The sequence below is a fragment of the Streptococcus sp. HMSC034E03 genome, assembly GCF_001811505.1.
Taxonomy (GTDB): domain Bacteria; phylum Bacillota; class Bacilli; order Lactobacillales; family Streptococcaceae; genus Streptococcus.
Genome location: NZ_KV804956.1, coordinates 16705 through 43026 on the forward strand (window position 1 = coordinate 16705; position 26322 = coordinate 43026).

Genomic DNA, 26322 nt, shown 5'->3' on the forward strand with positions numbered 1-26322 from the left:
TTCTAACATTCTATGAGGTAACATGAAAACATTTTTTAGAAACTATTGGACCTATTTTATTTCTTTCATCATTCCCCTAGTAATTATATTCGGAGTCTATCTTTCTCAAGGTATCTACTGGAACAGTGATACTTCACCTTTATTAGGGGATGGATTTCATCAATATGTTATTTTTGATCTTAATCTTCGTAATATTTTACATGGGAGTGATAGTCTATTTTATACTTTTACCAGTGGTCTAGGTCTCAATTTTTATGCCTTGTCCAGTTATTATCTTGGTAGTTTTCTATCACCTCTTGTTTATTTTTTTGATGTATCAAGCATGCCAGATGCAGTCTATCTTTCAACCTTGTTGAAATTTGGCTTGATAGGTCTGTCAACCTTTTTTAGCTTGAGTATAATATTCAAAAATCTATCAGCCCCACTCAGATTATCTTTATCTACCTCATATGCTTTAATGAGCTTTACAGTTAGTCAACTTGAGATTAAAACCTGGTTGGATGTTTTTATTTTAATCCCCTTAATTTTAAATGGTTTACATCTACTCATAACGGAAAAAAAACGTATTCTATACTTTACAAGTTTGTCAATCTTATTTATCCAAAACTACTATTTTGGTTATATGACTGCCCTGTTTTTGGTAGTTTGGTATTTTTGCCAACTTTCCTGGGATTTTAAAAGTCGCAAGTATTCTTTCCTTGATTTTTTCCTAACATCCTTACTCGCTGGTTTAACAAGTTTCATCATGACACTCCCAACCTTGTTTGACTTAAGAACTCATGGTGAAAAACTAACCGCTATTACAAAAATAAAAACAGATGCCAGTTGGTATCTAGATCTGTTTGCTAAACAATTCATTGGTGCTTTCGATACGACTAAATATGGTTCCATCCCAATGATTTTTGTTGGCCTCCTTCCTTTTATCTTAACAATTGTATTCTTTACATTAAAATCAATTAAGTTTCACGTGAAACTATGCTATGCAACTCTACTCATTATCATCATTGCTAGTTTTTATCTAGAAGCCTTAGATTTATTTTGGCAAGGAATGCACGCGCCAAATATGTTTCTTCATCGCTATGCGTGGATTTTCTCTACTCTCTTGATTTATATTTCAGCAGAAGTTTTAAATAGATTTAAGGATATTAAGTTATGGAATATTTTATTCTCAATGACCTTCCTTTTATTTGGCTATTTGGCAACCATTTATTTTAAAAACCATTATTCGTTTTTAACTAAATTAAATATACTCTTAACGCTTGAATTCTTAGTGGTATACTTACTGTTATTATTGGCACTTATTAAAAAACTGATTTCACCAAAAATTTTTTCAATTCTTATTTTGATTTTTACAATAAGTGAAATTAGTTTTAATGCTTCATCGCAATTCAATGGAATTACGAAAGAATGGGGATTTGCTTCTCGTAGTACCTATGATAAAGATATTACAAGTATGGAAGCTATTTTGAAGTATACCAAACAGCAACCAGATACATTTACACGAATTGAAAAGTTACAAACTCAAACTGGAAACGATAGCATGAAATTTAACTACAATGGCATCTCTCAATTTTCATCTGTTCGTAATCGTTCTGCAAGTACAACGTTAGATAAGTTGGGTTTTAAATCTTCAGGTACCAACCTTAATCTTCGTTATGCAAATAATACTATCATTGCAGATAGTCTATTTGGAATCAGCTACAATATTTCTGAAACCTATCCAGATAAATATGGTTTTCATCCAAGCTATCAAAAAGATAATCTAACCCTTTATAAAAATCAATTCGCTCTGCCAATTGCTTTTGCTACACAGTCTCTTTACAAAGATGTCGATTTCAATGACCATACTCTTGATAACCAAACTCAATTTTTAAATCAAATTGCTGGCTTAAATGAAGAGTACTTTTATCCGATAAATCATCATACAGACTCTGGTGACAACGTGGTCAATCTAAACGGAACTGATACTGAAGATGCAACTATCAGCTACAGCATTGAAGTACCAGATAATAGTCAGGTTTACCTTTCCATGACCAAGCTAAATTTTTCAAACGATAAGAAAAAGCAAGTTGACATCATTGTCAATGGTGAAAAAAAATCCTTTACCACAGATAATGCTTTTACATTTTTTAATCTTGGATATGCAGAACATAAACAAACTTTTGATATCCAGATTAAGTTCCCAGGAAATGCTCAAGTATCATTTGAATCTCCAACTTTCTATCGATTAGATACTAAAAAGTATACGGAGGCAATTACTAAAATAAAAGAAAATCCAGTAGAAGTGAGCTCTTATAAAAATAAAGTCACTGTAAATTATAAGGTAAAGAATGAGACATCGATCTTTTTCACAATTCCTTACGACCGAGGATGGTCTGCTTACCAAAATGGTAAAAAAATACAAATTCAACAGGCACAAACTGGATTTATGAAAATTGATGTTCCTGAAGGTGAAGGAACTATTACCCTTTCCTTTATTCCAAAAGGATTTGTTGCTGGTGCAAGTTGTTCTCTTATAGCCATTATTGTCTTTATTTTTTATGATATTCAAAGAAAAAAATATTCTAGATAAAAAAAAACAATCGACCGAATTGGTCGATTGTTTTTAGTCTTCTTCAGCTTTTTTAGGTTGATAGGCTAGCATTCCTAAAGCAACAAAAATCATTACTGTAAAGATAAGGAAAATAATCTGACTATGAATATTACCTCTCATAGAAATGGTTTGTCGAAGACCTGAAACTGAATAACTCATAGGTAACCATGGATTAATAGTTTTAAAGAATTGATTCGTCAAAGCTAAAGGATAAGTTCCTGCACTTGATGCTAATTGAAGGAGTAATAAAATTAAGGAGAAGAAGGCGCCTAGGCGAGAATTCCAGGTTGTCAATGCTGTTATCATCGCCATGAAAGCAAGACTAGTTAAAATAATCAAAGCAAAGGTTTTGAATTCGTGAACTGCAGTCAGTCCGATTAAATGTACTCCACCATAAACTAATACTCCTGCCAAACCAGCAATGATACCGTTAATTTCAAAGCGAGACTTAAACCAAGCCCAGCGACTTTCTGGATGGCGCCCAGAAGGCAATTTAGCAAAAATCATATTAGTTGAAATAGCAGCTACAAAAAGAGCAACTGATATCATATACGGAGCCATGGCAATCCCATTAACAGCAACTTGATCCGTATCAGTTTTTGAAAGACTTAGAGGATCAGCCAGTAAGTCTGCATTTGTTGGTTCAGTTGAAGCCTTATTCAATTGTTTATCAGCCTCTGTCAACCCTTGATTTAATTGACTTGAACCATCACTTAATTTTCCAAGTCCTGATTGTAGAATTTCTGATCCTTGAGCAAGTTGATCTGCTCCACTAGCTATTTTTTCAGAACCATTAGATAGTTGATTTGCACCAGAAACTAGCTGGTCTGATTTATCAGCTAATTTTTGAGAGCCCGCTTGTAATTGATTAAATCCAGCGGTTAAATCTGATGTTTTATTATTTACTTGGTTGACACCTGATGCAAGTTTATCAATTCCTGTTGCTAATTCTGGTGCATTCTCTGCTAACTTAGCAGTAGCACCTGTCAATGTTGAAGATTTTTCTGTCAACTGATTAGAACCTTGTAGCAACTTATTGAATCTTCCTGTCAAGTTCGAATTTTTCGAACTCAACTGACTTGCTCTGAAAGCTACTTGGTCTACTGATTTTGTATAGTTATCAATACCAGATTCAAGAGTTTGACGAGCTGGCAATAATTGACCATCAATTGCTGTCTGTACTTTTGTTAATCCACTTGACAAACTTGTCAATGTAGCAGTAGTAGTTGGTAACAATTGCGCTGAACTTGTTTTTAAGCGACTAAGACTATTTACTTTACTATTTACATTCTCTAAAGAAGATTGTAACGTTTGAACTGTAATTAAAATTGTTCGTGCTGACTCACTAGTAGAAGATGATGGATTAGAAAACACAGAAGTTATTTCTGCCTGTTGGTCAGGAGTTAAGCTTTGATAAGCACTAGTAGATTGAATAGCTGACAAAGTAGTTTCTTTTTCAGCTTGATTTGAAGTAATGATGCTTTGTGCTGAATTTGCAATGGTTGATAGACTACTAGAAAGCTGGTTTGTTACTTGTGTTATCTCTCCACTATCTGCTGTTTGAATAGCTTGATTCAATTGCTCTAAACTAGTTGCTAATTGTTTAATCTTATCTTTTTGTTGGGTTGTCCCATCTAATTGAGTAGAAAGTTCTTGAATTCCTTGATTCAGTTGGGTAAGTCCTGTACGCAAGGTCTCTGATTGTTTAGAAATCTGATTTGCACCTGATGATAGACTTTGAACTCCATTTGTATAAGTATCAATACCAAGTGAAAATTGATTTAATCCTGAATTTAATTGAGAAACACCACCTGTATAGGCTTGTGTGCCTAAATCAAGTTGAGTCAATCCTGATACCAGTGCCAGTGTCTGTGAATTCAGTTGGTTTAATCCATTGTCGATTTGTGAAATAGCGCTGGTATATTGATTTAAACTAGTATTAAAATTACCAAGACCAAGATTTAACTGGTTTACACCAGCTGTATAGGTTCCTAAACCTGTAGATAATTGATCAGCACCATTAGAAAATGTGAGACTTGATTGAGCTAAGGTTTGAAGATTAGTCGTTAAGGTTTGGCTCCCATCAGAAAGCTGATTCGAACCATCAGCCAACTGTAAACTTGCATTTGCAGCTTGAGATAAACCAAGTTTTAAATCACCCATCTTCTCAAATAAAGATTTGGTATAAGATTGAGTAACATTAGTAGCCACTGTCTGTTTGATTTGTGTCATGGCAGAATCACTCATCTTGCTTGCAATAAAACTATGACCACTTGATGTCTGATAGTCAATCGTCATCTGTTCAGGATGATTTGTAAGGATAGAAGAAGCTTTCTCAGAAAGATTACTTGGCAACGTTACAACCATGTAATAATCTCCATCCCGCAGTCCTCTTTCTCCCTCACCTTCATCTACAAAATGAAAATCCAGGCTATTACTATCTTTTAAATTAGACACCATGTCTTCACCAATAGTGAGTTTTTCATCATTATAAGTAGCAGCTTGATCCTTATTAACAATTGCTACAGGTAACTCCGAAAGTTTACCATATGGATCCCACATTGATGATAAGAAAATGATATTGTAAAGAGCTGGAATTAAGGAAATTCCTATCATGACAATAATAAATGTCGGTTTTTTAAAGATTGCTTTCCATTCTTTAAACATATTGTCTCCTTTTTTAAACTACTTGTCTAAATTTTTGATATAATAGATTATACATAAAAAAATTAAAAAGACAAGATAAAAAAACTATTTTTAAAACACATTGTCTAAAAATGTTCATCTGGAGGGAACATGCAAGAGAGTAATAAACGATTAAAAACCAAGCGTATTATTGAAAATGCCATGGTAGAATTATTGATGGAACAACCATTCGATCAGATTACAACTGTTAAATTAGCACAAAAAGCTGGAATTAGCCGCTCCAGTTTCTATACTCATTACAAAGATAAATACGATATGATTGAACATTACCAAAGTAAACTATTTCATACCTTCGAATATATCTTTCAAAAACATGCTAATCAGAAACGAGATGCTATTCTAGAAGTATTTGAATACTTAGAATCAGAACCACTTCTAGCAGCTCTTTTATCTGAAAATGGAACCAAGGAAATTCAAAATTTCCTGAGAAATAAACTTCACATCCTACTAAGTACAGATCTTCAAAAACGTTTTATGCAACTCAAACTAAATGAAGTAGAATTAGAATACAGTAGCATCTACCTGACAAATGCTCTCTTTGGAGTCTGTCAAACCTGGATTGCCCACGGAAAAAAAGAAAGTCCACAAGAAATCACGGACTTTTTAATGAAAATGTTAGGTGATACAAATTAATAAAAAACTCTATAATATTTATAGGAAATCACCCCCTATGAATATTATGGAGCCTATTTTGTTATTCTAATTAGGCTAAGGCAATACAATTTCCTTAGTTTTATTTTCGGACACAAATCATTATCTATCCGTATGTTAGATATGTCTCCCCTCATTACATCGGACAAAGAATCAAAAAAGGAACACCAAATTAGTGTTCCTTTTATCTGACTCCGCCAGTAGGACTCGAACCTACGACATCATGATTAACAGTCATGCGCTACTACCAACTGAGCTATGGCGGATTAAATAGTCCGTACGGAATTCAAACCCGTGTTACCGCTATGAAAAGACGATTTCTTAACCAACGGACCCTCTACCTGTAGCAGATATAACCATTATATCAATTTATCAAAAATTGTCAATTACTTTTTTTAGTTTTTAGCCATTAGTTCTCTCAATTTTTTAGTTTTTAGGCGAGAGATAGGACAACGATGATCTTCATAAAATACAACTTCCATTTTTTTACGATCAATTTCTCTCACATTACCGATATTGACTAAAAATGACTTGTGAGCTAGATAAAAACGTTGGGTTTCCTTATCCTTTTCTTGAATATCTGTCATTGTTCCATAAAATTCTTTTGCAAAATTCTTACCTACAATTCGTAATTTATGAGAAGTTCCAGTTGTCTCAATGTAGAGAATATCATGATAAGGAATACAAAGATCATTTCCTTTATAACTATAATCAAAATAATCAACGACTGATTGGTTTTCAAGTAAAGTAGTTTTAGTGTAAAGCACACAGTCGGCAACTCTATTTTTAAAAACTTGATCACTGGTTTCTTTATCAATGAAATCCAATGCTGAAACTTTGTATTTATAAGTCAAGGTAGCAAATTCAGATCGACTTGTAATAAAAACAATAATGGCATAAGGATTGCGATGACGAATAAATTGAGCAACCTCAAATCCTTTTCTCTCAATCCCATTGATATCAATATCTAGAAAATAAAGCTGATTAACTTCATCATGCTCTACATATTCCATAAACTCTCTCACTTTTCCTGTTGTTTTATAGGAGATAGGAATATTTGTTTCCTTAGAAATTTTATTCAGAGTTGTTTCCAACCTTACTTGGTGTTCTATAATATCTTCTAAAATTAATACTTTCATATCAGTTCCCTCTTAAATCTAATCACTTGTTTAAATACATCATTATCAATTTCTGTTTCTAAAATAACATTGTCATATTTTCCTAAAATTTCTTTAACATTATTAAGTCCAAGTCCTCTATGTCTTCCTTTAGTTGAAAATCCTAATTCAAATAAATCTTCGGATTTTACCTTTCTTTTTTTACAAGAGTTTTGGATAACAACTAGGGTTTCAAGATCCAATTTGATGATAGCTACCTCTAGTTGTTTTTGATAGCTTTCAACTGCCCCCTCAACGGCATTATTGAGCAGAACGCTCATCACGCGCACCAAATCTAACAATTCCATAGACAAAGGTGTGATAATATCTTTTACCTCTAATGTGTACTCTACATCATTCGTTTTCGCATTGACAATAGATTGAGCAATCAAACTACGAAGAGCTGAATCCTCAATATTGTTCAAATCGAAATAGGTATACTTGTCTGAACGTAATTTTTGATTCGCCTTTACAAGAACTTCACTGTAAACTCTGTCAATTTCTTGTAAATCTTTACTTTCGATCGCCATTCTTAAGCTGACAAGCATTCCTGTATAGTCATGACGAAAACCACGAATCTCATTATATAAGGAAACAATCTCATCCGTGTAAGTTTGTAAATGTTTTTGCTCAAACTTCTTTTGTTCCAATTCAATCTCTTTTTCTATCTGAACCTTGTGAGAATTCATGGAGAAAAAGGTCAAAAGTAGACCAACAAAAACAATGGATGATAAAATACTTCCAAAACTATTTAAGTGACGAACCGTACTCACAATATCTGAAAGAAAAGAGACTATGTGTAGGAAGATAAATGCAAAGAGCACTTTCTTCAGAAATGGATAAAGATAGTCTTTATCAAAATATTTAAACTCTAGGTGGAAATAAGAAACAACAACTTTAATAACCAGATAAGTTAAGATCAGGATAAATAGAGAAAAATAATTGTTATACTTCAATGCAAACTCATCTCCTGTAATAGATGATAAGGTTACTGATAAAAAGTTATTAGTAGTATGATATAAGAGAGAAAATAATAGACTGATAAAAATTCCCTTAGACTTCTCATACTTCTTAAATCCAATAAAGTAACTAAATAGGAGTAAAGGAAATAAAAATTTAGACAATCCAAAACTACTAGCAGATACCAAATAAGTACCTTCTTCCACTGTCAATTGTAGTAGAAAGATATAAATACTAAAAATACATTGTTCTTTTCTAGTTGCTTTACAAATCCATTTATAAATTTTACTAATAATAAAAACATAAAAAATAGCTATTACCACACCAAATAAATCCATTATGTTCTCCCTATTTTGTTTCAATAAACTACTTCTTCAGAAATATTTTATTTAAAAACTTAAAACTCCTAATTTCCCCACCTCTAATTTCCTGCAATTCTTTTTCGTTTAATTCTTGGAAATCTTTCATCTGAGCAAAATCTGTATTCTTTTTCATAATATAAACTCCTATAATGTTTTTCTTGTAAATTAACTTACAAAAATATTATATAAAATCTACGATACCTATAGAGAATTATCTCTCAAATGCTCAAATTTTATTCTGAAGTGTCAAATTTTTACAAAAAAAGCTGGGATTTTTTCCCAGCTTACGTTTTTACACTGATCCCAGCAGGATTCGAACCTGCGACCGTTCGCTTAGAAGGCGAATGCTCTATCCAGCTGAGCTATGAGACCTTACCTATCTATCTTATCAAAAAAAGCTAGCTTAGTCAATCATCTATTTGTGATAGGGTGAGCCTTGTTGAATCGAAAATGCTCTATAGATTTGTTCTACTAAGACTAGTCTCATCAGTTGATGAGGAAGCGTTAATCTCCCAAAACTAACAGAGAGATTGGCTCTCTTTTTCACCTCTGGAGAGAGTCCTAAACTCCCACCAATGATAAAAGTGATTGTCGAAAATCCATTAATGGAGGCTCTTTCAAGCTGCTTGCTGAATTCTTCAGAAGAAAAAGTTGTTCCTTCAATAGCTAAAACAACTACAAAATCACGATCTCCTACTTTAGAAAGAATGCGGTTCCCTTCCAACTCCAAAATCTTTTGATTTTCAGATTTGCTAGCCCGATCTGGTGTTTTTTCATCTGACAACTCAATCATTTCTAAATTAGCAAAGCGTGAAATTCTCTTGGAGTATTCTGCTATGCCATCTTTGAGATATTTTTCTTTCAGTTTTCCAACTGTTACCACTTTAATTTTCATTCTTCTATTCTAACATATTCACACTCAATTTCACATCTTATTCACAGATAAGATTTTGAAAAACTTCAATAAATTCACAGTTTTTTGAAAGTTATCCACAGATTGTGAAAAACTTTTTTGTCTTTAAGCTTGGATTAAGCTAGCTATTTTATACTTTCATTGATTAAAAAAACATGGAGGCTTCTATGAAAAACTTACAAACTAGTTCCAAAAAATGGGGACAACTTTTATTAGTCATTCTCATTAGCTTTTTTAGTGGTGTTTTAGGTACTTTTACAACATTGCAGCTCAGTCAAAAACAAAACACTAGTCCAACAAATACAACCACTGTCAGCAAAACAGCTGTAAAAAATGAAAACTCAACCACACAGGCAGTCGATAAAGTTAAAGATGCTGTGGTATCTGTCATTACTTACTCCGCAAACTCCCAAAATAGTTTATTTGGATCTACAGAGACTGATACAGATACAAATACTGAGCAAGTATCTAGTGAAGGTTCTGGAGTTATTTATAAAAAAGAAGGTAACTTTGCTTACCTCGTAACCAATACTCACGTTATTAATGGCGCTAAAAAAGTTGATATTCGTTTAGCAGATGGGACTAAAGTTCCAGGTGAAATTGTTGGTTCTGATACTTATTCTGACATTGCAGTTGTAAAAATTGCTGCAGATAAGGTGACTACAGTAGCCGAATTTGGAGATTCTGATCAACTAACAGTTGGAGAAACAGCTATTGCAATAGGAAGCCCTCTAGGTTCTGAATATGCCAATACCGTGACACAAGGCATCGTGTCAAGTTTGAATAGAAATGTTTCTTTAAAATCTGAAGATGGACAAGCTATCTCTACAAAGGCTATCCAAACAGATACAGCCATCAACCCTGGAAACTCTGGCGGTCCCTTAATCAATATTCAGGGACAAGTAATCGGAATTACATCTAGTAAAATCGCCACAAACGGTGGAACGTCTGTGGAAGGACTTGGATTTGCGATTCCTTCAAACGATGCCATCAATATTATCAATCAATTGGAAAAGAATGGAAAAGTCACTCGACCAGCCTTGGGCATTCAAATGGTCAACCTTTCAAATCTTAGTAGCACTGATTTACAAAGATTGAATGTACCATCAAGTGTCACTGCAGGAGTAGTTGTTCGTTCTGTTATAACTAGTATGCCTGCCAATGGACATCTACAACAATATGACGTCATTACAAAAGTAGATGATAAAGCTATTTCTTCAACTACTGAATTACAAAGTGCTCTATATAGTCATTCTATCGGAGATAGCATGACCATTACATACTACCGTAATGGCAAGGAAGAAACAACTACCATTAAATTAGATAAGAGTACTAGTGATTTGGAACAATAGTTTACAGATATGTAAAGTTGCTTTACAGAATATCTAAGTTGTGTTAATGTAGAATTATGGAAGAATTTAAAATTGTTCAAATAAAAGATATTCAAAAAAATCCCTATCAACCTCGGAAGGAATTTTCAGAAGAAAAAATACAAGAACTGGCACAATCTATTAAGGAAAACGGCTTGATTCAGCCTATTATCGTTAGAAAATCTCCAGTACTTGGATATGAAATCCTAGCTGGAGAAAGGCGGTATCGTGCTTCAATAGCTGCTGGACTTTCAGAAGTTCCAGTCATTGTTAAGCAACTTTCTGATCAAGATATGATGCTTCATTCTATCATTGAAAATCTCCAACGCGAAAATTTAAATCCTATCGAGGAAGCTAAAGCATATCAATCCTTAATCGATAAAGGTTTTACCCACACAGAAATTGCTGAAAAAATGGGGAAATCTCGACCTTATATTACAAATCTAGTTCGATTGTTAGGGCTACCTAAACATATCCTGACAGAAGTCGAAAGTGGGAAGCTTTCCCAGGCTCATGCTAGACTCCTCATTCAATTATCAAGTGATAAACAAGATAAACTCTTGCATCGTATTCAAACTGAAAATCTCTCAGTTAGACAAGTTGAACAAATACTACAAAAAACGAAGAAGAGCAGCAGAAAAGAAAAAGACCACTTTGTCAAAGAGGAAGAGCAAAAATTGAAAAAAATACTCGGATTAGATGTTCAGATTAGCCTTCAAAAAAAAGATAGCGGTAAAATTTCAATTTCCTTCCATAACCAAGATGAATATCAACAATTTATTAACAGCCTGAAATAAGGCTGTTATTTTATTATTCTTAACTAACATGGTTATCCACCGATTTATCTTTTTAAAAAGCCTTATATTTCAGATTTCTCCTTAGTTATCCACATCTTGTGGATAAGAACTAAAAACATTGTTAATTGTTTTCCACAAGTTGTGGAAAAATAATCTTATCTATGGTAAAATGATTCTATCAATAAAACTTTAAAATTTTATAGTAAAGGAGGAGAAAGTCATTGAAAGAAAAACAATTTTGGAATCGTATTTTAGAACTTGCGCATGATCGGTTGACTCAATCAGTTTATGATTTTTACATCTTAGATGCCACCCTAGTTAAAGTAGAAAATGCCACTGCAACGATTTTCTTACCCCGAGATGAGATGCAGATATTTTGGGAAAGAAATATCAATGGAATCCTTTTAACAGCAGGTTTTGAAATCTATGATACTGAAATAAAGGCGCATTATGTCTTCACGAAAGTTGAAGAAACTGCCTCTCAAATAGCTATAGAACCTGATTCTATTAGCGATTATCAGACAATTCCCTCCACTATTCCATATTCTGAAACTGGACTCAAGGAAAAGTATACTTTCGATAATTTTGTCCAAGGAAATGGTAATGTTTGGGCTAAGTCCGCAGCTTTAGCAGTTTCTGAAGATCCTGGACTAACTTATAATCCTCTATTTATCTATGGAGGTCCTGGACTTGGAAAAACTCACCTGCTAAATGCCCTTGGTAATGAAATTCTAAAAAAGAGTCCAAATGCGCGTGTTAAATACATACCTGCTGAAAGCTTCATTAATGAATTTCTAGAGCATTTGAGACTCAATGATATGGAAAAATTCAAAAAAACTTATCGTAGTTTGGATCTCCTACTCATTGATGATATTCAATCTCTTAGTGGAAAGAAAGTACAAACTCAAGAAGAGTTTTTCAATACTTTTAATGCCCTTCACAATAATAATAAACAAATTGTTTTAACAAGCGACCGTAGGCCTGAACATTTAGAAAGTCTACCTGAACGTCTGGTCACGCGCTTCTCGTGGGGATTAACGACAGATATCACACCACCTGATTTTGAAACACGTATTGCTATTTTACAGAGTAAGACTGAACATCTCCATTATCATTTTCAGAATGATACACTCGAATATTTGGCTGGACAATTTGACTCGAACGTGAGAGAGCTAGAGGGTGCACTCAACGACATCAGCTTGATGGCCAAAGTCAAAAAGATTAACAACATCACAGTAGACATCGCTGCTGAGGCTATTCGTGCTCGCAAACAAGACGTTAACAAAATGATTGTGATTCCAATTGATAAAATACAAACAGAAGTGGGAAACTTTTATGGTGTTAGTGTCAAGGAAATGAAGGGAACTAGACGTGTTCAAAATATCGTTTTAGCCCGTCAAGTTGCCATGTACCTAGCCAGAGAAATGACAGATAATAGCCTTCCTAAAATTGGAAAAGAGTTTGGTGGCAAAGACCACACAACGGTCATTCATGCCCATGGAAAAATCAAATCCATGCTTGAAACAGATGATAATTTACGTTTAGAAATCGAAGCAATCAAAAAGAAAATTAAATAACTTGTGGATAACTTTAGAAAAATTTCTTTATTTATCCACACTTTTTAAACAAGGCTCTTTCCTTGAGTTTTCTTGATTAGCATCTGTTTTCCACAGTTTTCACACGCTCTATTATTACTATTATCCTTCTAATAATAAAAAGAATAAAGGAGAATCCATGATTCATTTTTCAATTAATAAAAATTTATTTTTACAAGCTTTAAATACAACAAAAAGAGCTATTAGCTCAAAAAATGCTATTCCTATTCTATCAACTGTAAAAATTGATGTTACCAATGAAGGAATTACCTTGATTGGATCAAATGGTCAAATCTCAATCGAAAATTTTATATCGCAAAAAAATGAAAATGCAGGTCTCTTGATTAACTCTTTAGGTTCAGTTCTACTGGAAGCTTCTTTCTTTATCAATGTTGTTTCAAGTCTTCCAGATGTAACACTTGATTTTAAAGAGATTGAACAAAAGCAAATTGTCTTAACTAGTGGAAAATCAGAGATTACTCTTAAAGGAAAAGATAGCGAGCAATATCCACGTATTCAGGAAATTTCTGCAAGCAATCCTTTAGTTCTTGAAACAAAACTTCTTAAAAAGATTATCAATGAAACAGCTTTTGCAGCTAGTACCCAAGAAAGCCGTCCTATTTTGACAGGTGTCCACTTTGTTTTAAGCAACCACAAAGAATTAAAAACAGTTGCGACAGATTCTCACCGTCTCAGTCAGAAGAAATTGACACTTGAAAAAAATAGCGATGATTTTGATGTTGTCATCCCAAGTCGTTCGCTACGCGAATTTTCAGCTGTTTTTACGGATGATATCGAAACAGTAGAGATTTTCTTCGCCAATAATCAAATTCTCTTTAGAAGTGAAAATATTAGCTTCTACACACGTCTCTTAGAAGGAAATTATCCAGATACCGATCGATTGATTCCAACAGATTTTAATACAACAGTGACTTTTGATGTTTCTAAACTACGCCAGTCTATGGAACGTGCTCGCCTCTTATCAAGTGCGACACAAAATGGTACTGTTAAATTAGAAATCAAAGAAGGAGTTGTAAGTGCTCATGTTCATTCTCCAGAAGTAGGGAAAGTAAACGAAGAAATTGATACTGAAAATGTAAGTGGTGATGATTTGACAATTAGTTTTAACCCAACTTACTTGATTGAAGCACTAAAAGCCTTGAATAGTGAAAAAGTTACAATCAGTTTTATCTCTGCAGTTCGTCCTTTCACCCTTGTTCCAGCAGACATTGATGAAGATTTCATGCAGCTCATCACGCCAGTTCGTACAAATTAATGGAAAGAGGTTGAGCCTAGCTCGCCTCTTTTATGATATAATCGAAAAAGAAAAAGGAGACTAACTATGTATCAAGTTGGAAATTTTGTTGAAATGAAAAAACCACACGCTTGTACAATCAAATCAACAGGTAAAAAAGCCAATCGTTGGGAAATTACCCGTGTTGGAGCTGATATCAAAATAAAATGTAGCAATTGTGATCATGTGGTCATGATGAGTCGATATGATTTTGAAAGAAAAATGAACAAAATCATCGACTAGGAACCTCATAGTAAGAGGGTTAGCAAGTTTTCCCTTTTTGTGTTATAATATTGAAGATTGAAATGTGAACGGAGAATGAGAAACTATGGCTTTAACAGCAGGTATTGTAGGTTTACCAAACGTTGGTAAATCAACCCTATTTAATGCAATTACAAAAGCAGGAGCAGAGGCTGCAAATTATCCATTTGCAACCATTGATCCAAATGTTGGGATGGTAGAAGTTCCAGATGAACGCCTCCAAAAATTGACGGAAATGATTACTCCTAAGAAGACAGTCCCAACAACCTTTGAATTTACAGATATTGCAGGGATTGTAAAAGGTGCATCAAAAGGAGAAGGTCTGGGGAATAAATTCTTGGCTAATATCCGTGAAGTTGATGCCATTGTTCACGTGGTTCGTGCCTTTGATGATGAAAATGTCATGCGTGAACAAGGTCGTGAAGATGCCTTTGTGGATCCACTAGCAGATATTGATACCATTAACCTAGAGTTGATTCTTGCTGACTTAGAATCAGTCAATAAACGCTATGCGCGTGTGGAAAAGATGGCACGTACTCAAAAAGATAAGGAATCAGTTGCAGAATTTAACGTTCTTCAAAAGATTAAACCAGTTCTTGAAGATGGTAAATCAGCTCGTACCATTGAATTTACAGATGAAGAGCAAAAAGTAGTTAAAGGTCTTTTCCTTTTGACAACAAAACCTGTTCTTTATGTAGCTAACGTTGATGAGGATGTGGTTGGAGACCCAGAATCTATCGATTATGTGAAGCAAATTTGTGAATTCGCAGCAACAGAAAATGCAGAGGTAGTAGTCATTTCAGCGCGTGCTGAAGAAGAAATTTCTGAGTTAGACGATGAAGATAAAAAAGAGTTTCTTGAAGCTATTGGTTTGACAGAATCAGGTGTGGATAAGTTGACTCGTGCTGCTTACCATCTACTTGGACTTGGGACTTACTTCACAGCTGGTGAAAAAGAGGTTCGTGCTTGGACCTTTAAACGTGGCATGAAAGCTCCTCAAGCTGCTGGAATTATCCACTCTGACTTCGAAAAAGGCTTTATTCGTGCAGTGACTATGTCTTATGATGATTTGATTAAATACGGATCTGAAAAGGCAGTAAAAGAAGCTGGACGTTTGCGTGAAGAAGGAAAAGAATATGTCGTTCAAGATGGCGATATCATGGAATTCCGCTTTAACGTATAATCAACATTTTTAATAGTGTCAATTAGGTTGGAAAAAAATTCCAACCCTTTTGACTTTTGAAAGGAAATATAAATGACAAAATTACTTGTAGGATTGGGAAATCCAGGAGATAAATATTTTGAAACTAAACATAATGTTGGCTTTATGTTGATTGATCAAATAGCAAAAAAACAGAATGTCACCTTTACACACGATAAGATTTTTCAAGCTGAATTAGCTTCATTTTTCCTTAATGGTGAAAAAATTTATCTAGTGAAACCAACAACTTTTATGAATGAAAGTGGGAAAGCAGTTCATGCTTTATTAACCTACTATGGTTTAGATATTGAAGATTTACTGATTATTTACGATGATCTTGACATGGAAGTCGGAAAAATTCGTCTTCGCGCTAAAGGATCAGCTGGCGGTCATAATGGCATCAAGTCAATTATCCAACATATTGGTACACAGGTTTTCAATCGTGTAAAGATTGGTATCGGTAGACCTAAAAAAGGAATGTCTGTTGTTCACCACGTTTTGAGTAAATTTGACAAGGATGACTATATAGGTATTTTACAGTCTGTTGACAAGGTTGACGATGCTGTAAATTATTATTTACAAGAGAAAAACTTTGAAAAGACGATGCAGAAATATAATGGGTAATGAAATGGCATTAATCGATTTCTTTTTAGAGAATAAACAAATTCTATCTTGGCATGAGAACCTACCACAGAAACAAAGACAATTATTGCTAGGTCTTTCTGGATCAGCAAAATCTTTAGCTATTGCTAGTAGTCTGAAGAGTCAGGATAAGGTTTTAGTGATGACTTCTACATATGGAGAGGCTGAGCGTCTGGTCAATGATCTAATCTCTATACTAGGTTCGGATCTAGTTTATCCATTTCTAGTAGATGATTCACCAATGGTCGAATTTTTGGTATCATCTCAGGAAAAGATTTTTTCTCGGGTTGAAGCTTTGCGTTTTCTAAGAGATAAGTCTCAAAAAGGGATTTTAGTTTGTAACGTCGCAGCTAGTCGGGTATTCTTACCAAATCCTCAAGTTTTTGATGATAGTATCTTAGAACTTCAAGTGGGCCAAGAATGCGAACAAAGAGAATTAAAAAATCACTTGATTTCCCTTGGTTATAAGAAGGTTACACAAGTTCAAAGTCAGGGAGAATTTAGCCTTCGTGGAGATATCTTGGATATCTTTGAAACTTCTCAACTATCTCCTTACCGAATAGAATTTTTTGGTGATGAGATTGATGGAATTAGAGAATTTGATGCCGAAACTCAATTATCAAAAGAGAGTCAAACTCAAGTACTAATCTATCCAGCTAGTGATATTTTGTTAACGAATGAAGATTATCATCGTGGTCAGAAATTTTTAGAACATGAGATTGATAAGGCACTTTCTCCAACTTTAAAGTCTTACCTAGAAGAAGTTTTTAGTTGTACGAAAGAGCAAGTTCTTCATGCAGATATTCGCAAGTTTTTGTCTGTATTTTATAAAAAACAGTGGACCTTGATAGACTATTTTAATCAAGTTCCTATTATCTTTGATGATTTTCAAAAAATCATGAATCAGTACGATGCTTTTGATAAGGAAACTGCTAGTTACTTTACAGAAGATTTACACAATAGTAAAATAGTGTCAAGTTTACAATATTTTGCTGATGTAGAAAGTCAGTTTAAAAAACATGTACCAGCGACTTTCTTTTCAAATTTTCAAAAAGGGCTTGGAAATTTGAAATTTAATAATCTGTACCAGTTCAATCAATATCCTATGCAGGAGTTCTTTAATCAGTTTTCTTTTCTGAAAGAAGAAATTGAACGTTACAAAAAATTAAAGTATACGATTGTTCTTCAATCAAGTAGCAAAACTGAACTAAAGAAACTGTTAACGATTCTTGATGAATATAGCATTAAAGTTGACAACAGTAATCAAAGTGAAATCTGTAAAGGAACTGTTAATCTTGTTGAAGGAAATCTTCGTCATGGATTTCATTTTGTAGATGAGAATCTTGTATTTATCACTGAATATGAAATTTTTAAAAAGAAGATTAAACGCAAGTATCGCAGACAAAATATTAGCAATGCTGAACGATTAAAGGATTATAGTGAACTCCAAAAAGGAGACTATGTTGTTCATCAAATTCATGGTATTGGTCAATATTTAGGGATTGAAACGATTGAAATCAAAGGAATTCATCGAGACTACGTAAGTGTCCTATATCAAAATGGAGACCGTATTTCCATCCCTGTAGAGCAGATACAGACTCTTTCTAAGTATGTCTCTAGTGATGGTAAGGCTCCAAAGTTAAACAAACTTAACGATGGACGTTTTAAAAAAGCCAAGCAAAAAGTAAAGAGTCAAGTTGAAGATATTGCAGATGACTTGATTAAGTTATATGCAGAGAGAAGTCAACTTAAAGGTTTTGCATTTTCAAAAGATGATGAAGATCAAAACGCTTTTGACGAAGCATTCCCATATGTAGAGACTGAGGACCAACTTCGAAGTATAGATGAAATTAAAAAGGATATGCAGGCTCCTCAACCGATGGACCGACTTTTAGTTGGAGATGTTGGTTTTGGTAAGACTGAGGTGGCCATGCGAGCTGCATTTAAGGCTGTCAATGATCATAAACAGGTTGTTGTTTTAGTACCAACTACCGTTCTTGCTCAGCAACATTACAGTAATTTCAAGGAAAGATTTGAACAATTTGCTGTCAATGTAGATGTTTTGAGTCGTTTTAGAAGTAAGAAAGAGCAGACTGAGACACTTGAAAAATTGAAAAAAGGTCAAGTAGACATCTTGATAGGAACTCATCGAGTTTTATCTAAAGATGTTGAATTTGCTGATTTAGGCTTGATTATCATCGATGAGGAACAACGTTTTGGTGTCAAACATAAGGAAGCTTTGAAGGAATTGAAAAAGAAGGTTGATGTCTTAACCTTGACAGCTACACCAATTCCTAGAACTCTCCACATGTCTATATTAGGTATCCGAGATTTATCAGTCATAGAGACTCCTCCAACCAATCGATATCCTGTTCAAACCTATGTTCTTGAACAGAATGATCGTGTCATTCGTGATGCTATATTGAGAGAAATGGATCGTGGTGGTCAGGTTTACTATCTTTACAACAAAGTTGACACGATTGAAAAGAAGGTTTCAGAGTTACAAGAGTTGATTCCAGAAGCTTCGATTGGCTTTGTTCATGGACAAATGAGTGAAATTCGTTTGGAGAATACGCTACTTGATTTTATTGAAGGTGAATATGATATTTTAGTAACCACTACAATCATTGAAACAGGAGTTGATATTCCAAATGCAAATACTTTATTTATTGAAAATGCAGATCATATGGGATTGTCAACCTTGTATCAATTAAGAGGTCGGGTTGGTCGTAGTAATCGAATTGCCTATGCTTATCTCATGTATCGTCCAGATAAAACCTTGACAGAAGTTTCTGAGAAAAGATTAGAGGCCATCAAAGGTTTTACTGAACTAGGTTCTGGTTTCAAAATCGCTATGCGTGATTTATCCATTCGTGGAGCTGGGAATCTTTTAGGAAGTTCACAGTCTGGTTTTATTGATTCTGTTGGGTTTGAGTTGTATTCTCAGTTACTAGAAGAAGCAATTGCTAAGAAAAATGGAACTGACAAGAAACGTGAAAAAGGAAATGCTGAGTTAATTTTACAAATTGATGCTTATCTTCCGGATGAGTACATTTCAGATGAACGGCATAAAATTGAAATTTACAAGAGAATTCGTCAAATTGACAATCGTGTCAACTACGAAGAATTACAAGATGAGTTGATCGACCGTTTTGGAGAATATCCTGATGTAGTTGCTTATCTTTTAGAAATTGGATTAGTAAAAGCTTACCTTGATAAAGTATTTGTCAATCGTGTTGAAAGAAAAAATAATAAACTTGTCATTCAATTTGAAAAAATTTCGCAGCAACTATTTTTAACACAAGATTATTTCCAGGCTCTATCTCAGACAAGTTTGAAGGCCAATATTTCAGAAAATCAAGGTTTAATTGAAGTTGTATTTGATATTCGAAATAAAAAAGATTATGAAATTTTAGAAGGATTGTTGACTTTTGCTGAATCCCTAGTGGCTATAAAAAATGCAAAAGAGTCAAATTAGGTATGACATTTTTCTTCTATAAAAGGGAGAAAAATGGTACAATAATAATTTGAGGTAATAAAGATGAGATTAGATAAATATTTAAAAGTATCAAGAATTATTAAGCGCCGCACAGTTGCTAAAGAAGTTGCAGATAAGGGACGTATCAAGGTAAATGGTATTCTTGCTAAGAGCTCTACAGATTTAAAAATCAATGACCAAGTTGAAATTCGTTTTGGAAATAAATTGTTGCTCGTAAAAGTGTTAGAAATGAAAGATAGCACTAAAAAAGAAGATGCTGCAGGTATGTATGAAATTATCAGCGAAACAAGGGTAGAAAACGATGTATAAAAAAATTGTGCAAATGAATAATTCTTTTATTCAAAATGAACACCAACGTCGTAAATACTTGATGGAAGAACGACAAAGACGAAATCGTTTTATGGGCTGGGTTTTGATTTTGATTATGTTGTTGTTCATTCTACCAACCTATAATTTGACTCAAAGTTATCAGCAACTACTCGAACGTCGCCAACAGTTAGCCAATCTGAAAAAACAGTATCAAGAATTGAGCGATGAAAAAGATAAAGAATCAAATCTTGCAACAAAACTAAAGGACGAAACTTACGCAGCTAAATATTTGCGTGCTAAATATTATTATTCAAAATCATGGGAGGAAGTATACACCATTCCGGACTTGCTTCCTAGGTAATAGAATATGGAAAATTTATTAGATATTGTTGAACAATTTTTAAGTCAATCAGATGAAAAATTAGAAGAGTTAGCTCAAAAAAATCATCTGTTACGACTTCAGGAAGAAGAGGAAAAGAAGAATGCGTAAATTTTTAGTGATATTACTACTTCCTATTTTCTTTAAAAGTGTCCAGGTAGTAAGCACTGAGAATCCAGTCATCATTCCAAATCAAGAAATTTATTCCTTAACTCATGCTACATATCATTTTTATTATCAAGATATAATTGAATCCCCTAAGTTTTATGGTGAAACGTCCATTTATGCTTCAGATGATTTGATAAAAGAGTCAGGGAAAGTTACAGCAGAAACAACATTAACTATTCTAGAATGGCGGTTAAATGGACAAGGTCAACCTGTCTTTAAATTATCTAATAATCAGTTTGTTGCTGCAGACAAAAGACTTCTATATGATGCATCAAAAATAAATTCTCTATCCCAAAAAGTATGGTTAGAACCTGGATTTTTCATTTACAATAGTCCCTATGATCAAATAGAAAAAGCAACTACTTTAGTCCCTTATCAAGAGGTTGAAGTGGATATGTCAGTGTTTGCTGAGGGTCGTGAATTCTTACATATCAAACAAATTGGTTGGGTTTCTAATGATTATATTTCTCAATATGATAATCGTATCCAGAAAGTACAAGAGTTACTGTCTGAAAATTATCAAAATGAACAGTTTTCTATTTATGTTAAACAATTGAGCACAGGTAAGGAAGCTGGGATTAATGAAAATCAGAAAATGTATGCTGCAAGTGTTATGAAGCTGCCCTATCTTTATTATATTCAGGAAAAAATCAATCAAGGTGATTACCAACTTGACACGAAACTGAAGTATGTTTCCGAAGTGAATGATTTCCCTGGTTCTTATAAGCCTGAAGGTAGTGGAAGTCTTCCTAAAACAGCAGACAACAAAGAATACACCATCAAAGATTTGATATCAAAAACAGCGAAAGAATCTGATAATGTAGCCCACAACATTCTTGGATATTATGTTACCAACAAGTCAGATGAGACCTTTAAAAAGGAGATGGCTAGAATTTCAGGTGAAGAGTGGAACGTAACAGATAAGTTAGCATCAGCTAAAATGGCTGGTCAAGTTATGGAGGCTATTTATAATCAGAATGCTTTTGTTTTAGAATCTCTATCACAAACGTCCTTTGACAATCAGAGGATTGCGAAAGATATTTCTGCTAAGGTAGCCCATAAAATTGGGGATGCAGACGAATACAAGCATGACACTGCTATTGTTTATTCAGAGTCTCCTTTCATCATTTCAATTTTTACCAAAAATTCAGATTATGATACCATTTCTAAAATTGCCAAGGATGTCTATGAGGTCCTGAAATGACAGACCAAAATTTTTTAAATCATTTTCTAGAAAAAGGTTATTTTAAAGATCATTCAAAAGTTGTAATAGCCTTATCTGGTGGACTTGATTCGATGTTTCTCTTTCATCTTCTATCAACTTATAAAAAGGAACTTGGTATTGAGATTTTTTTAGTCCATGTCAATCATAAACAACGACCAGAGTCAGACAATGAAGAACATGAATTAAGAAAACTAGCTGAACAAGTTGGAGTTCCGATTTATGTAGCTAACTTCTCTGGAGCTTTTACAGAAGCGAGCGCTCGTCAATTTCGCTATGAATTTTTTAGAGATGTTATGAGAGAAACATCCTCTACAGCTCTTGTAACGGCTCATCATGCAGATGATCAAGTTGAAACGATTTTTATGAGATTGATCAGGGGCACTAGGTTGCATCATCTATCGGCTATTAAAGAGAAGCAAAAATTTGATAGGGGAGAATTAATTCGTCCCTTACTCTCTTTCGATAAGAAGGAATTTCCTGAAATTGAACATTTTGAGGATGAGACAAATCAGGAAAATCACTATTTTCGCAATCGTGTTCGTAATCTCTATCTACCACAAATGGAGACAGAGAATCTTCAAGTTAGAAAAGCTTTACTAGAATTTGGAAAAGAAGTATCTGACTATCAGACAGCTATTGGTGAATTATCTCAAACAGTAGATATTGAAGATTTAACTCAGTTTTTATCTTTTTCAGAAGAAACACAACGAGTTTTATTGCAACACTATCTTGGTCGATTCGCAAACTTAAATGTAACAAGAGAACAATTTCAACAGATCCATCATATATTGAAAACCAAGAGTCAATATCGCCATCATTTAAAAAATGGTTATGAGCTTGTAAAGGAATACGATTACTTTCAGATTTGTAAAATCAGACCAAAGTCTGATGAAAAAAACAATGAGTGTGTGTTAGACTATCTAAACCAAGTTCACTATGAAGGATATCTATTTTCATTTGGACTTCCTTTAGAAGGAGATAGAGTTCAAAAAATATATGTTTCACGGGAAACATCCTTAATTTTACGGCACCGTCATTCAGGTGACTATCTGATAAAAAATGGACATCGAAAAAAACTAAGACGACTTTTTATTGATTTAAAAATCCCTAAAGAAAAACGGGAAAAAGTGATAATCATTGAGCAATCAGGTCAAATTTGTTCAGTTTTAGGAATTGAAACCAGTGATTTGAGTAAAAAAATGAAAAATGATATAATGAACACTGTACTTTATATAGAAAAAATAGATAGGTAAAATCATGTTAGAACAAGACATCAAGAAAATTTTGATTTCACAAGATGAAATTACAGAAGCAGCTAAAAAATTGGGTGCTCAGTTGACAAAAGATTATGAGGGTAAAAATCCGATTTTAGTTGGAATTTTAAAAGGATCTATTCCTTTTATGGCAGAATTAGTGAAATATATTGATACACATCTTGAAATGGACTTTATGATGGTCTCTAGTTATCATGGTGGGACTGTAAGTAGTGGTGTCATTAATATCAAACAAGACGTAACTCAAGATATTAAAGGTCGACATGTTGTCTTTGTAGAAGATATTATCGATACTGGTCAAACTTTGAAGAGCTTGAGAGATATGTTTACTGCAAGAGAAGCAGCCTCTGTTAAGATTGTTACTATGTTGGATAAACCAGAGGGACGTACTGTCGAAATTGAAGCAGATTATACATGCTTTACAATTCCAAATGAGTTTGTTGTAGGCTATGGTCTAGACTATAATGAAAATTATCGTAACCTTCCTTATGTAGGCGTATTAAAAGAGGAAGTTTACTCAAAATAGAAGGGTAAGTTGTTGAATGCAAAAACAAAATAATGGTTTCATAAAAAATCCATTTCTTTATTTGTTGATGATTTTCTTGCTAGTGACAGGATTCCAGTACTTTTTTGCTGGAAGAGCTGCTGGTCATAGTCAACAAATCAAGTACTCAGAATTGGTGCAGGAAATTACCAATGATAACGTAAAAGAAATGACCTATCAACCAAACGGTAGTGTTATTGAGGTATCTGGTGAATACAAAACTGCAAAAACAGAAAAGAAGGAAACTGGGATTCAATTTTTCACTCCTTCTGCTACAAAGGTAGAAAAATTTACTAGTATTATCCTACCATCAGATACCACTGTTGCTGATTTACAAAAGTTAGCAGGTGAACATCAAACACAAATTGAAGTGAAACATGAGAGTTCAAGTGGTATGTGGATTAACATCCTAGTGTCTATCGTACCATTTGGTATCTTATTCTTCTTCCTATTCTCAATGATGGGCAATATGGGAGGAAATAATGGACGAAATCCAATGAGCTTTGGTCGAAGTAAAGCTAAAGCTGCTAACAAAGAAGATATCAAAGTTCGCTTCTCAGATGTTGCAGGCGCAGAGGAAGAAAAACAAGAACTTGTTGAAGTTGTTGAATTTTTAAAAGATCCAAAACGCTTTACAAAATTAGGTGCTCGTATCCCAGCTGGTGTTCTCTTAGAAGGACCTCCGGGAACTGGAAAAACATTACTTGCTAAAGCAGTTGCAGGAGAAGCTGGTGTACCATTCTTTAGTATTTCAGGTTCTGATTTTGTAGAAATGTTCGTCGGTGTTGGTGCCAGCCGTGTCCGTTCTCTATTTGAGGACGCTAAAAAAGCAGCACCAGCCATTATCTTTATTGATGAAATCGACGCTGTTGGTCGCCAACGTGGTGTCGGTTTAGGTGGAGGTAATGACGAACGTGAACAAACCCTAAACCAACTCTTGATTGAAATGGATGGTTTTGAAGGAAATGAAGGAATCATTGTTATTGCGGCAACCAACCGTTCAGATGTTCTAGATCCAGCTCTTCTTCGTCCAGGTCGTTTTGATAGAAAAGTATTGGTTGGTCGTCCAGATGTTAAGGGACGCGAAGCAATTCTAAAAGTTCATGCTAGAAATAAACCGTTAGCAGAAGATGTAGATTTGAAATTGGTGGCACAACAAACTCCTGGTTTTGTTGGTGCAGATTTGGAAAATGTATTGAACGAAGCAGCTTTGGTTGCAGCTCGTCGTAATAAGTCAGTGATTGATGCTTCAGATATTGATGAAGCTGAAGATCGTGTTATCGCTGGCCCTTCTAAGAAGGATAAAACTGTTTCTCAAAAAGAACGTGAAATGGTTGCTTACCATGAGGCAGGACATACAATTGTTGGCCTCGTATTGTCCAATGCACGTGTCGTTCATAAGGTAACAATCGTTCCTCGTGGTCGTGCAGGTGGTTACATGATTGCTCTTCCAAAAGAAGATCAAATGTTACTATCTAAAGAAGATATGAAAGAACAATTAGCAGGTTTGATGGGTGGACGTGTTGCTGAAGAGATTATCTTCAATGTCCAAACAACAGGTGCATCCAACGACTTTGAACAAGCTACACAGATGGCCCGTGCAATGGTTACTGAGTATGGTATGAGTGAAAAACTTGGACCGGTTCAGTATGAAGGTAATCATGCTATGTTTGGTGCTCAATCCCCACAAAAAACAATTTCAGAGCGTACAGCTTACGAAATTGATGAAGAAGTTCGTTCATTGTTGAATGAAGCACGTAATAAAGCGGCTGATATTATTCAATCAAATCGTGAAACTCATAAGTTAATTGCAGAAGCATTATTGAAATACGAAACATTGGATAGTACACAGATTAAATCACTCTATGAGACAGGTAAGATGCCTGAAGCAATAGAAGAAGAATCACATGCACTTTCTTATGATGAAGTCAAATCAAAGATGACTGAAGAAAAGTAAACATAATAAATACTAACATAGAAAACTAATGTTCTCTATGTTCAGATTGAAGACAAAGTCCTTGGAAGTCAAGTTTCTAAGGGCTTTTCTTTGTGTAAAGTCGTATAATAGAGATAAGAAGAGTTGTGAGTTGTTCCCTATGTTTCACAAAGAAAACCCTGATTATAATCGTAAGCAATAGTTCTCAGTAGAACACTTCAAAGGCCGCAAGTCCCTTCTCAGGGAGTTAGAGCTAGTCTTCAAAGACTGGTGAAAAAAAGTTTAAAAAAGGTGTTGACAAGTAGGGAAAAGTCGGTATAATAGTAAGAGTTGAAAATAACAACTCCGGTCCGTTGGTCAAGGGGTTAAGACACCGCCTTTTCACGGCGGTAACACGGGTTCGAATCCCGTACGGACTATAGTGTATTGCAGATGAAACACTGGATGAAAAAAGTTAAAAAAAGTTTCAAAAAAGTGTTGACAAGC

The 26322-nt window shown here is 34.2% G+C and carries 22 protein-coding genes and 3 tRNA genes; 18 read left to right on the forward strand and 7 right to left on the reverse strand.

Annotated elements, in window-relative coordinates; genetic code table 11:
* Positions 1-22 precede the first annotated feature (22 nt).
* Entirely contained in the window at positions 23-2572 is a 2550-nt protein-coding gene (locus HMPREF2805_RS01445) for a YfhO family protein (RefSeq protein WP_075231090.1), read from the forward strand.
* Between the two features lie 33 nt (positions 2573-2605).
* Here HMPREF2805_RS01445 and HMPREF2805_RS01450 read toward each other — a convergent pair whose 3' ends face one another.
* Positions 2606-5260, reverse strand: coding sequence for a YhgE/Pip domain-containing protein (locus tag HMPREF2805_RS01450; protein ID WP_075231091.1), 2655 nt, complete (start codon positions 5258-5260; stop codon positions 2606-2608).
* A 129-nt stretch (positions 5261-5389) separates the two neighbouring features.
* Between HMPREF2805_RS01450 and HMPREF2805_RS01455 the strand changes: the two genes are divergently transcribed.
* Positions 5390-5932, forward strand: coding sequence for a TetR/AcrR family transcriptional regulator (locus HMPREF2805_RS01455; protein WP_075231092.1), 543 nt, complete (start codon positions 5390-5392; stop codon positions 5930-5932).
* A gap of 210 nt (positions 5933-6142) precedes the next feature.
* Here the strand turns inward: HMPREF2805_RS01455 and HMPREF2805_RS01460 are convergent.
* The 6 genes from HMPREF2805_RS01460 to rlmH all read right to left on the reverse strand — a co-directional run bounded on the left by HMPREF2805_RS01460 (position 6143) and on the right by rlmH (position 9324).
* Positions 6143-6216: transfer RNA gene (locus tag HMPREF2805_RS01460), tRNA-Asn, on the reverse strand.
* A gap of 129 nt (positions 6217-6345) precedes the next feature.
* Positions 6346-7089 (reverse strand): competence system response regulator transcription factor ComE, encoded by a 744-nt coding sequence (gene comE / locus HMPREF2805_RS01465; protein ID WP_075231093.1) that lies wholly within the window; start codon positions 7087-7089, stop codon positions 6346-6348.
* Positions 7086-8405 carry a competence system sensor histidine kinase ComD gene (gene comD / locus HMPREF2805_RS01470; RefSeq protein WP_075231094.1) on the reverse strand — a complete coding sequence of 440 codons (1320 nt, stop codon included), beginning with the start codon at positions 8403-8405 and terminating at the stop codon, positions 7086-7088. The genes comE and comD overlap by 4 nt, the downstream gene beginning before the upstream one ends.
* A gap of 28 nt (positions 8406-8433) precedes the next feature.
* Positions 8434-8562, reverse strand: a complete 129-nt coding sequence (locus tag HMPREF2805_RS10465) for a ComC/BlpC family leader-containing pheromone/bacteriocin (RefSeq protein ID WP_083301257.1) — start codon at positions 8560-8562, stop codon at positions 8434-8436.
* A gap of 165 nt (positions 8563-8727) precedes the next feature.
* Positions 8728-8801: transfer RNA gene (locus HMPREF2805_RS01475), tRNA-Arg, on the reverse strand.
* Positions 8802-8844: 43 nt separating this feature from the next.
* Entirely contained in the window at positions 8845-9324 is a 480-nt protein-coding gene (rlmH, locus tag HMPREF2805_RS01480) for a 23S rRNA (pseudouridine(1915)-N(3))-methyltransferase RlmH (RefSeq protein WP_075231095.1), read from the reverse strand.
* Between the two features lie 185 nt (positions 9325-9509).
* Here rlmH and HMPREF2805_RS01485 point away from each other — a divergent pair, with 185 nt between their 5' ends.
* The 16 genes from HMPREF2805_RS01485 (at position 9510) to HMPREF2805_RS01555 (ending at position 26255) form a co-directional block, all read left to right on the forward strand.
* A complete protein-coding gene (locus HMPREF2805_RS01485; protein ID WP_075231096.1) occupies positions 9510-10694 on the forward strand; it encodes a serine protease HtrA in 1185 nt (394 codons plus the stop codon).
* A 56-nt stretch (positions 10695-10750) separates the two neighbouring features.
* Positions 10751-11509: a ParB/RepB/Spo0J family partition protein gene (locus HMPREF2805_RS01490; protein WP_075231097.1), complete on the forward strand. Its 759-nt coding sequence runs from the start codon at positions 10751-10753 to the stop codon at positions 11507-11509.
* Positions 11510-11730: 221 nt separating this feature from the next.
* On the forward strand, positions 11731-13086 hold the full coding sequence (gene dnaA, locus HMPREF2805_RS01495) for a chromosomal replication initiator protein DnaA (protein ID WP_075231098.1): 1356 nt from the start codon (positions 11731-11733) through the stop codon (positions 13084-13086).
* Positions 13087-13243: 157 nt separating this feature from the next.
* Positions 13244-14380, forward strand: a complete 1137-nt coding sequence (gene dnaN / locus HMPREF2805_RS01500; RefSeq protein WP_075231099.1) for a DNA polymerase III subunit beta — start codon at positions 13244-13246, stop codon at positions 14378-14380.
* 66 nt (positions 14381-14446) lie between these two features.
* Positions 14447-14641, forward strand: coding sequence for a DUF951 domain-containing protein (locus HMPREF2805_RS01505; protein WP_000285188.1), 195 nt, complete (start codon positions 14447-14449; stop codon positions 14639-14641).
* An 85-nt stretch (positions 14642-14726) separates the two neighbouring features.
* On the forward strand, positions 14727-15842 hold the full coding sequence (ychF, locus tag HMPREF2805_RS01510) for a redox-regulated ATPase YchF (RefSeq protein WP_075231100.1): 1116 nt from the start codon (positions 14727-14729) through the stop codon (positions 15840-15842).
* 72 nt (positions 15843-15914) lie between these two features.
* The gene (pth, locus tag HMPREF2805_RS01515) at positions 15915-16484 is read left to right on the forward strand and encodes an aminoacyl-tRNA hydrolase (protein ID WP_075231101.1); all 570 of its coding nucleotides are present in this window, start codon (positions 15915-15917) and stop codon (positions 16482-16484) included.
* On the forward strand, positions 16477-19980 hold the full coding sequence (mfd, locus tag HMPREF2805_RS01520; protein WP_083301258.1) for a transcription-repair coupling factor: 3504 nt from the start codon (positions 16477-16479) through the stop codon (positions 19978-19980). The genes pth and mfd overlap by 8 nt, the downstream gene beginning before the upstream one ends.
* 63 nt (positions 19981-20043) lie before the next feature.
* Complete coding sequence (locus tag HMPREF2805_RS01525) at positions 20044-20310, forward strand: RNA-binding S4 domain-containing protein (protein ID WP_001234970.1); 267 nt, start codon at positions 20044-20046, stop codon at positions 20308-20310.
* Complete coding sequence (locus tag HMPREF2805_RS01530) at positions 20303-20671, forward strand: septum formation initiator family protein (RefSeq protein WP_075228438.1); 369 nt, start codon at positions 20303-20305, stop codon at positions 20669-20671. Before HMPREF2805_RS01525 ends, HMPREF2805_RS01530 begins: the two co-directional genes overlap by 8 nt.
* A 6-nt stretch (positions 20672-20677) precedes the next feature.
* Entirely contained in the window at positions 20678-20800 is a 123-nt protein-coding gene (locus tag HMPREF2805_RS11445; protein WP_261676148.1) for an SP_0009 family protein, read from the forward strand.
* Positions 20793-22061, forward strand: a complete 1269-nt coding sequence (locus HMPREF2805_RS01535; RefSeq protein WP_075231102.1) for a serine hydrolase — start codon at positions 20793-20795, stop codon at positions 22059-22061. The genes HMPREF2805_RS11445 and HMPREF2805_RS01535 overlap by 8 nt, the downstream gene beginning before the upstream one ends.
* Entirely contained in the window at positions 22058-23335 is a 1278-nt protein-coding gene (gene tilS / locus HMPREF2805_RS01540; protein WP_075231103.1) for a tRNA lysidine(34) synthetase TilS, read from the forward strand. The genes HMPREF2805_RS01535 and tilS overlap by 4 nt, the downstream gene beginning before the upstream one ends.
* Before the next feature lie 4 nt (positions 23336-23339).
* The gene (gene hpt / locus HMPREF2805_RS01545) at positions 23340-23882 is read left to right on the forward strand and encodes a hypoxanthine phosphoribosyltransferase (RefSeq protein WP_006150551.1); all 543 of its coding nucleotides are present in this window, start codon (positions 23340-23342) and stop codon (positions 23880-23882) included.
* 16 nt (positions 23883-23898) lie between these two features.
* Positions 23899-25857 carry an ATP-dependent zinc metalloprotease FtsH gene (gene ftsH / locus HMPREF2805_RS01550; RefSeq protein ID WP_075231104.1) on the forward strand — a complete coding sequence of 653 codons (1959 nt, stop codon included), beginning with the start codon at positions 23899-23901 and terminating at the stop codon, positions 25855-25857.
* A 326-nt stretch (positions 25858-26183) separates the two neighbouring features.
* A tRNA-Glu gene (locus tag HMPREF2805_RS01555) sits at positions 26184-26255 on the forward strand.
* Positions 26256-26322: the final 67 nt, after the last annotated feature.

Excerpts from the sequence above, each read along its gene's own strand:
- HMPREF2805_RS01445 (WP_075231090.1), top strand. The coding sequence starts at position 23 with ATGAAAACATTTTTTAGAAACTATTGGACCTATTTTATTTCTTTCATC.
- HMPREF2805_RS01450 (WP_075231091.1), bottom strand. The coding sequence starts at position 5,260 with ATGTTTAAAGAATGGAAAGCAATCTTTAAAAAACCGACATTTATTATT.
- HMPREF2805_RS01455 (WP_075231092.1), top strand. The coding sequence starts at position 5,390 with ATGCAAGAGAGTAATAAACGATTAAAAACCAAGCGTATTATTGAAAAT.
- comE (WP_075231093.1), bottom strand. The coding sequence starts at position 7,089 with ATGAAAGTATTAATTTTAGAAGATATTATAGAACACCAAGTAAGGTTG.
- comD (WP_075231094.1), bottom strand. The coding sequence starts at position 8,405 with ATGGATTTATTTGGTGTGGTAATAGCTATTTTTTATGTTTTTATTATT.
- HMPREF2805_RS10465 (WP_083301257.1), bottom strand. The coding sequence starts at position 8,562 with ATGAAAAAGAATACAGATTTTGCTCAGATGAAAGATTTCCAAGAATTA.
- rlmH (WP_075231095.1), bottom strand. The coding sequence starts at position 9,324 with ATGAAAATTAAAGTGGTAACAGTTGGAAAACTGAAAGAAAAATATCTC.
- HMPREF2805_RS01485 (WP_075231096.1), top strand. The coding sequence starts at position 9,510 with ATGAAAAACTTACAAACTAGTTCCAAAAAATGGGGACAACTTTTATTA.
- HMPREF2805_RS01490 (WP_075231097.1), top strand. The coding sequence starts at position 10,751 with ATGGAAGAATTTAAAATTGTTCAAATAAAAGATATTCAAAAAAATCCC.
- dnaN (WP_075231099.1), top strand. The coding sequence starts at position 13,244 with ATGATTCATTTTTCAATTAATAAAAATTTATTTTTACAAGCTTTAAAT.
- HMPREF2805_RS01505 (WP_000285188.1), top strand. The coding sequence starts at position 14,447 with ATGTATCAAGTTGGAAATTTTGTTGAAATGAAAAAACCACACGCTTGT.
- ychF (WP_075231100.1), top strand. The coding sequence starts at position 14,727 with ATGGCTTTAACAGCAGGTATTGTAGGTTTACCAAACGTTGGTAAATCA.
- pth (WP_075231101.1), top strand. The coding sequence starts at position 15,915 with ATGACAAAATTACTTGTAGGATTGGGAAATCCAGGAGATAAATATTTT.
- mfd (WP_083301258.1), top strand. The coding sequence starts at position 16,477 with ATGGGTAATGAAATGGCATTAATCGATTTCTTTTTAGAGAATAAACAA.
- HMPREF2805_RS01525 (WP_001234970.1), top strand. The coding sequence starts at position 20,044 with ATGAGATTAGATAAATATTTAAAAGTATCAAGAATTATTAAGCGCCGC.
- HMPREF2805_RS01530 (WP_075228438.1), top strand. The coding sequence starts at position 20,303 with ATGTATAAAAAAATTGTGCAAATGAATAATTCTTTTATTCAAAATGAA.
- HMPREF2805_RS11445 (WP_261676148.1), top strand. The coding sequence starts at position 20,678 with ATGGAAAATTTATTAGATATTGTTGAACAATTTTTAAGTCAATCAGAT.
- HMPREF2805_RS01535 (WP_075231102.1), top strand. The coding sequence starts at position 20,793 with ATGCGTAAATTTTTAGTGATATTACTACTTCCTATTTTCTTTAAAAGT.
- tilS (WP_075231103.1), top strand. The coding sequence starts at position 22,058 with ATGACAGACCAAAATTTTTTAAATCATTTTCTAGAAAAAGGTTATTTT.
- hpt (WP_006150551.1), top strand. The coding sequence starts at position 23,340 with ATGTTAGAACAAGACATCAAGAAAATTTTGATTTCACAAGATGAAATT.
- ftsH (WP_075231104.1), top strand. The coding sequence starts at position 23,899 with ATGCAAAAACAAAATAATGGTTTCATAAAAAATCCATTTCTTTATTTG.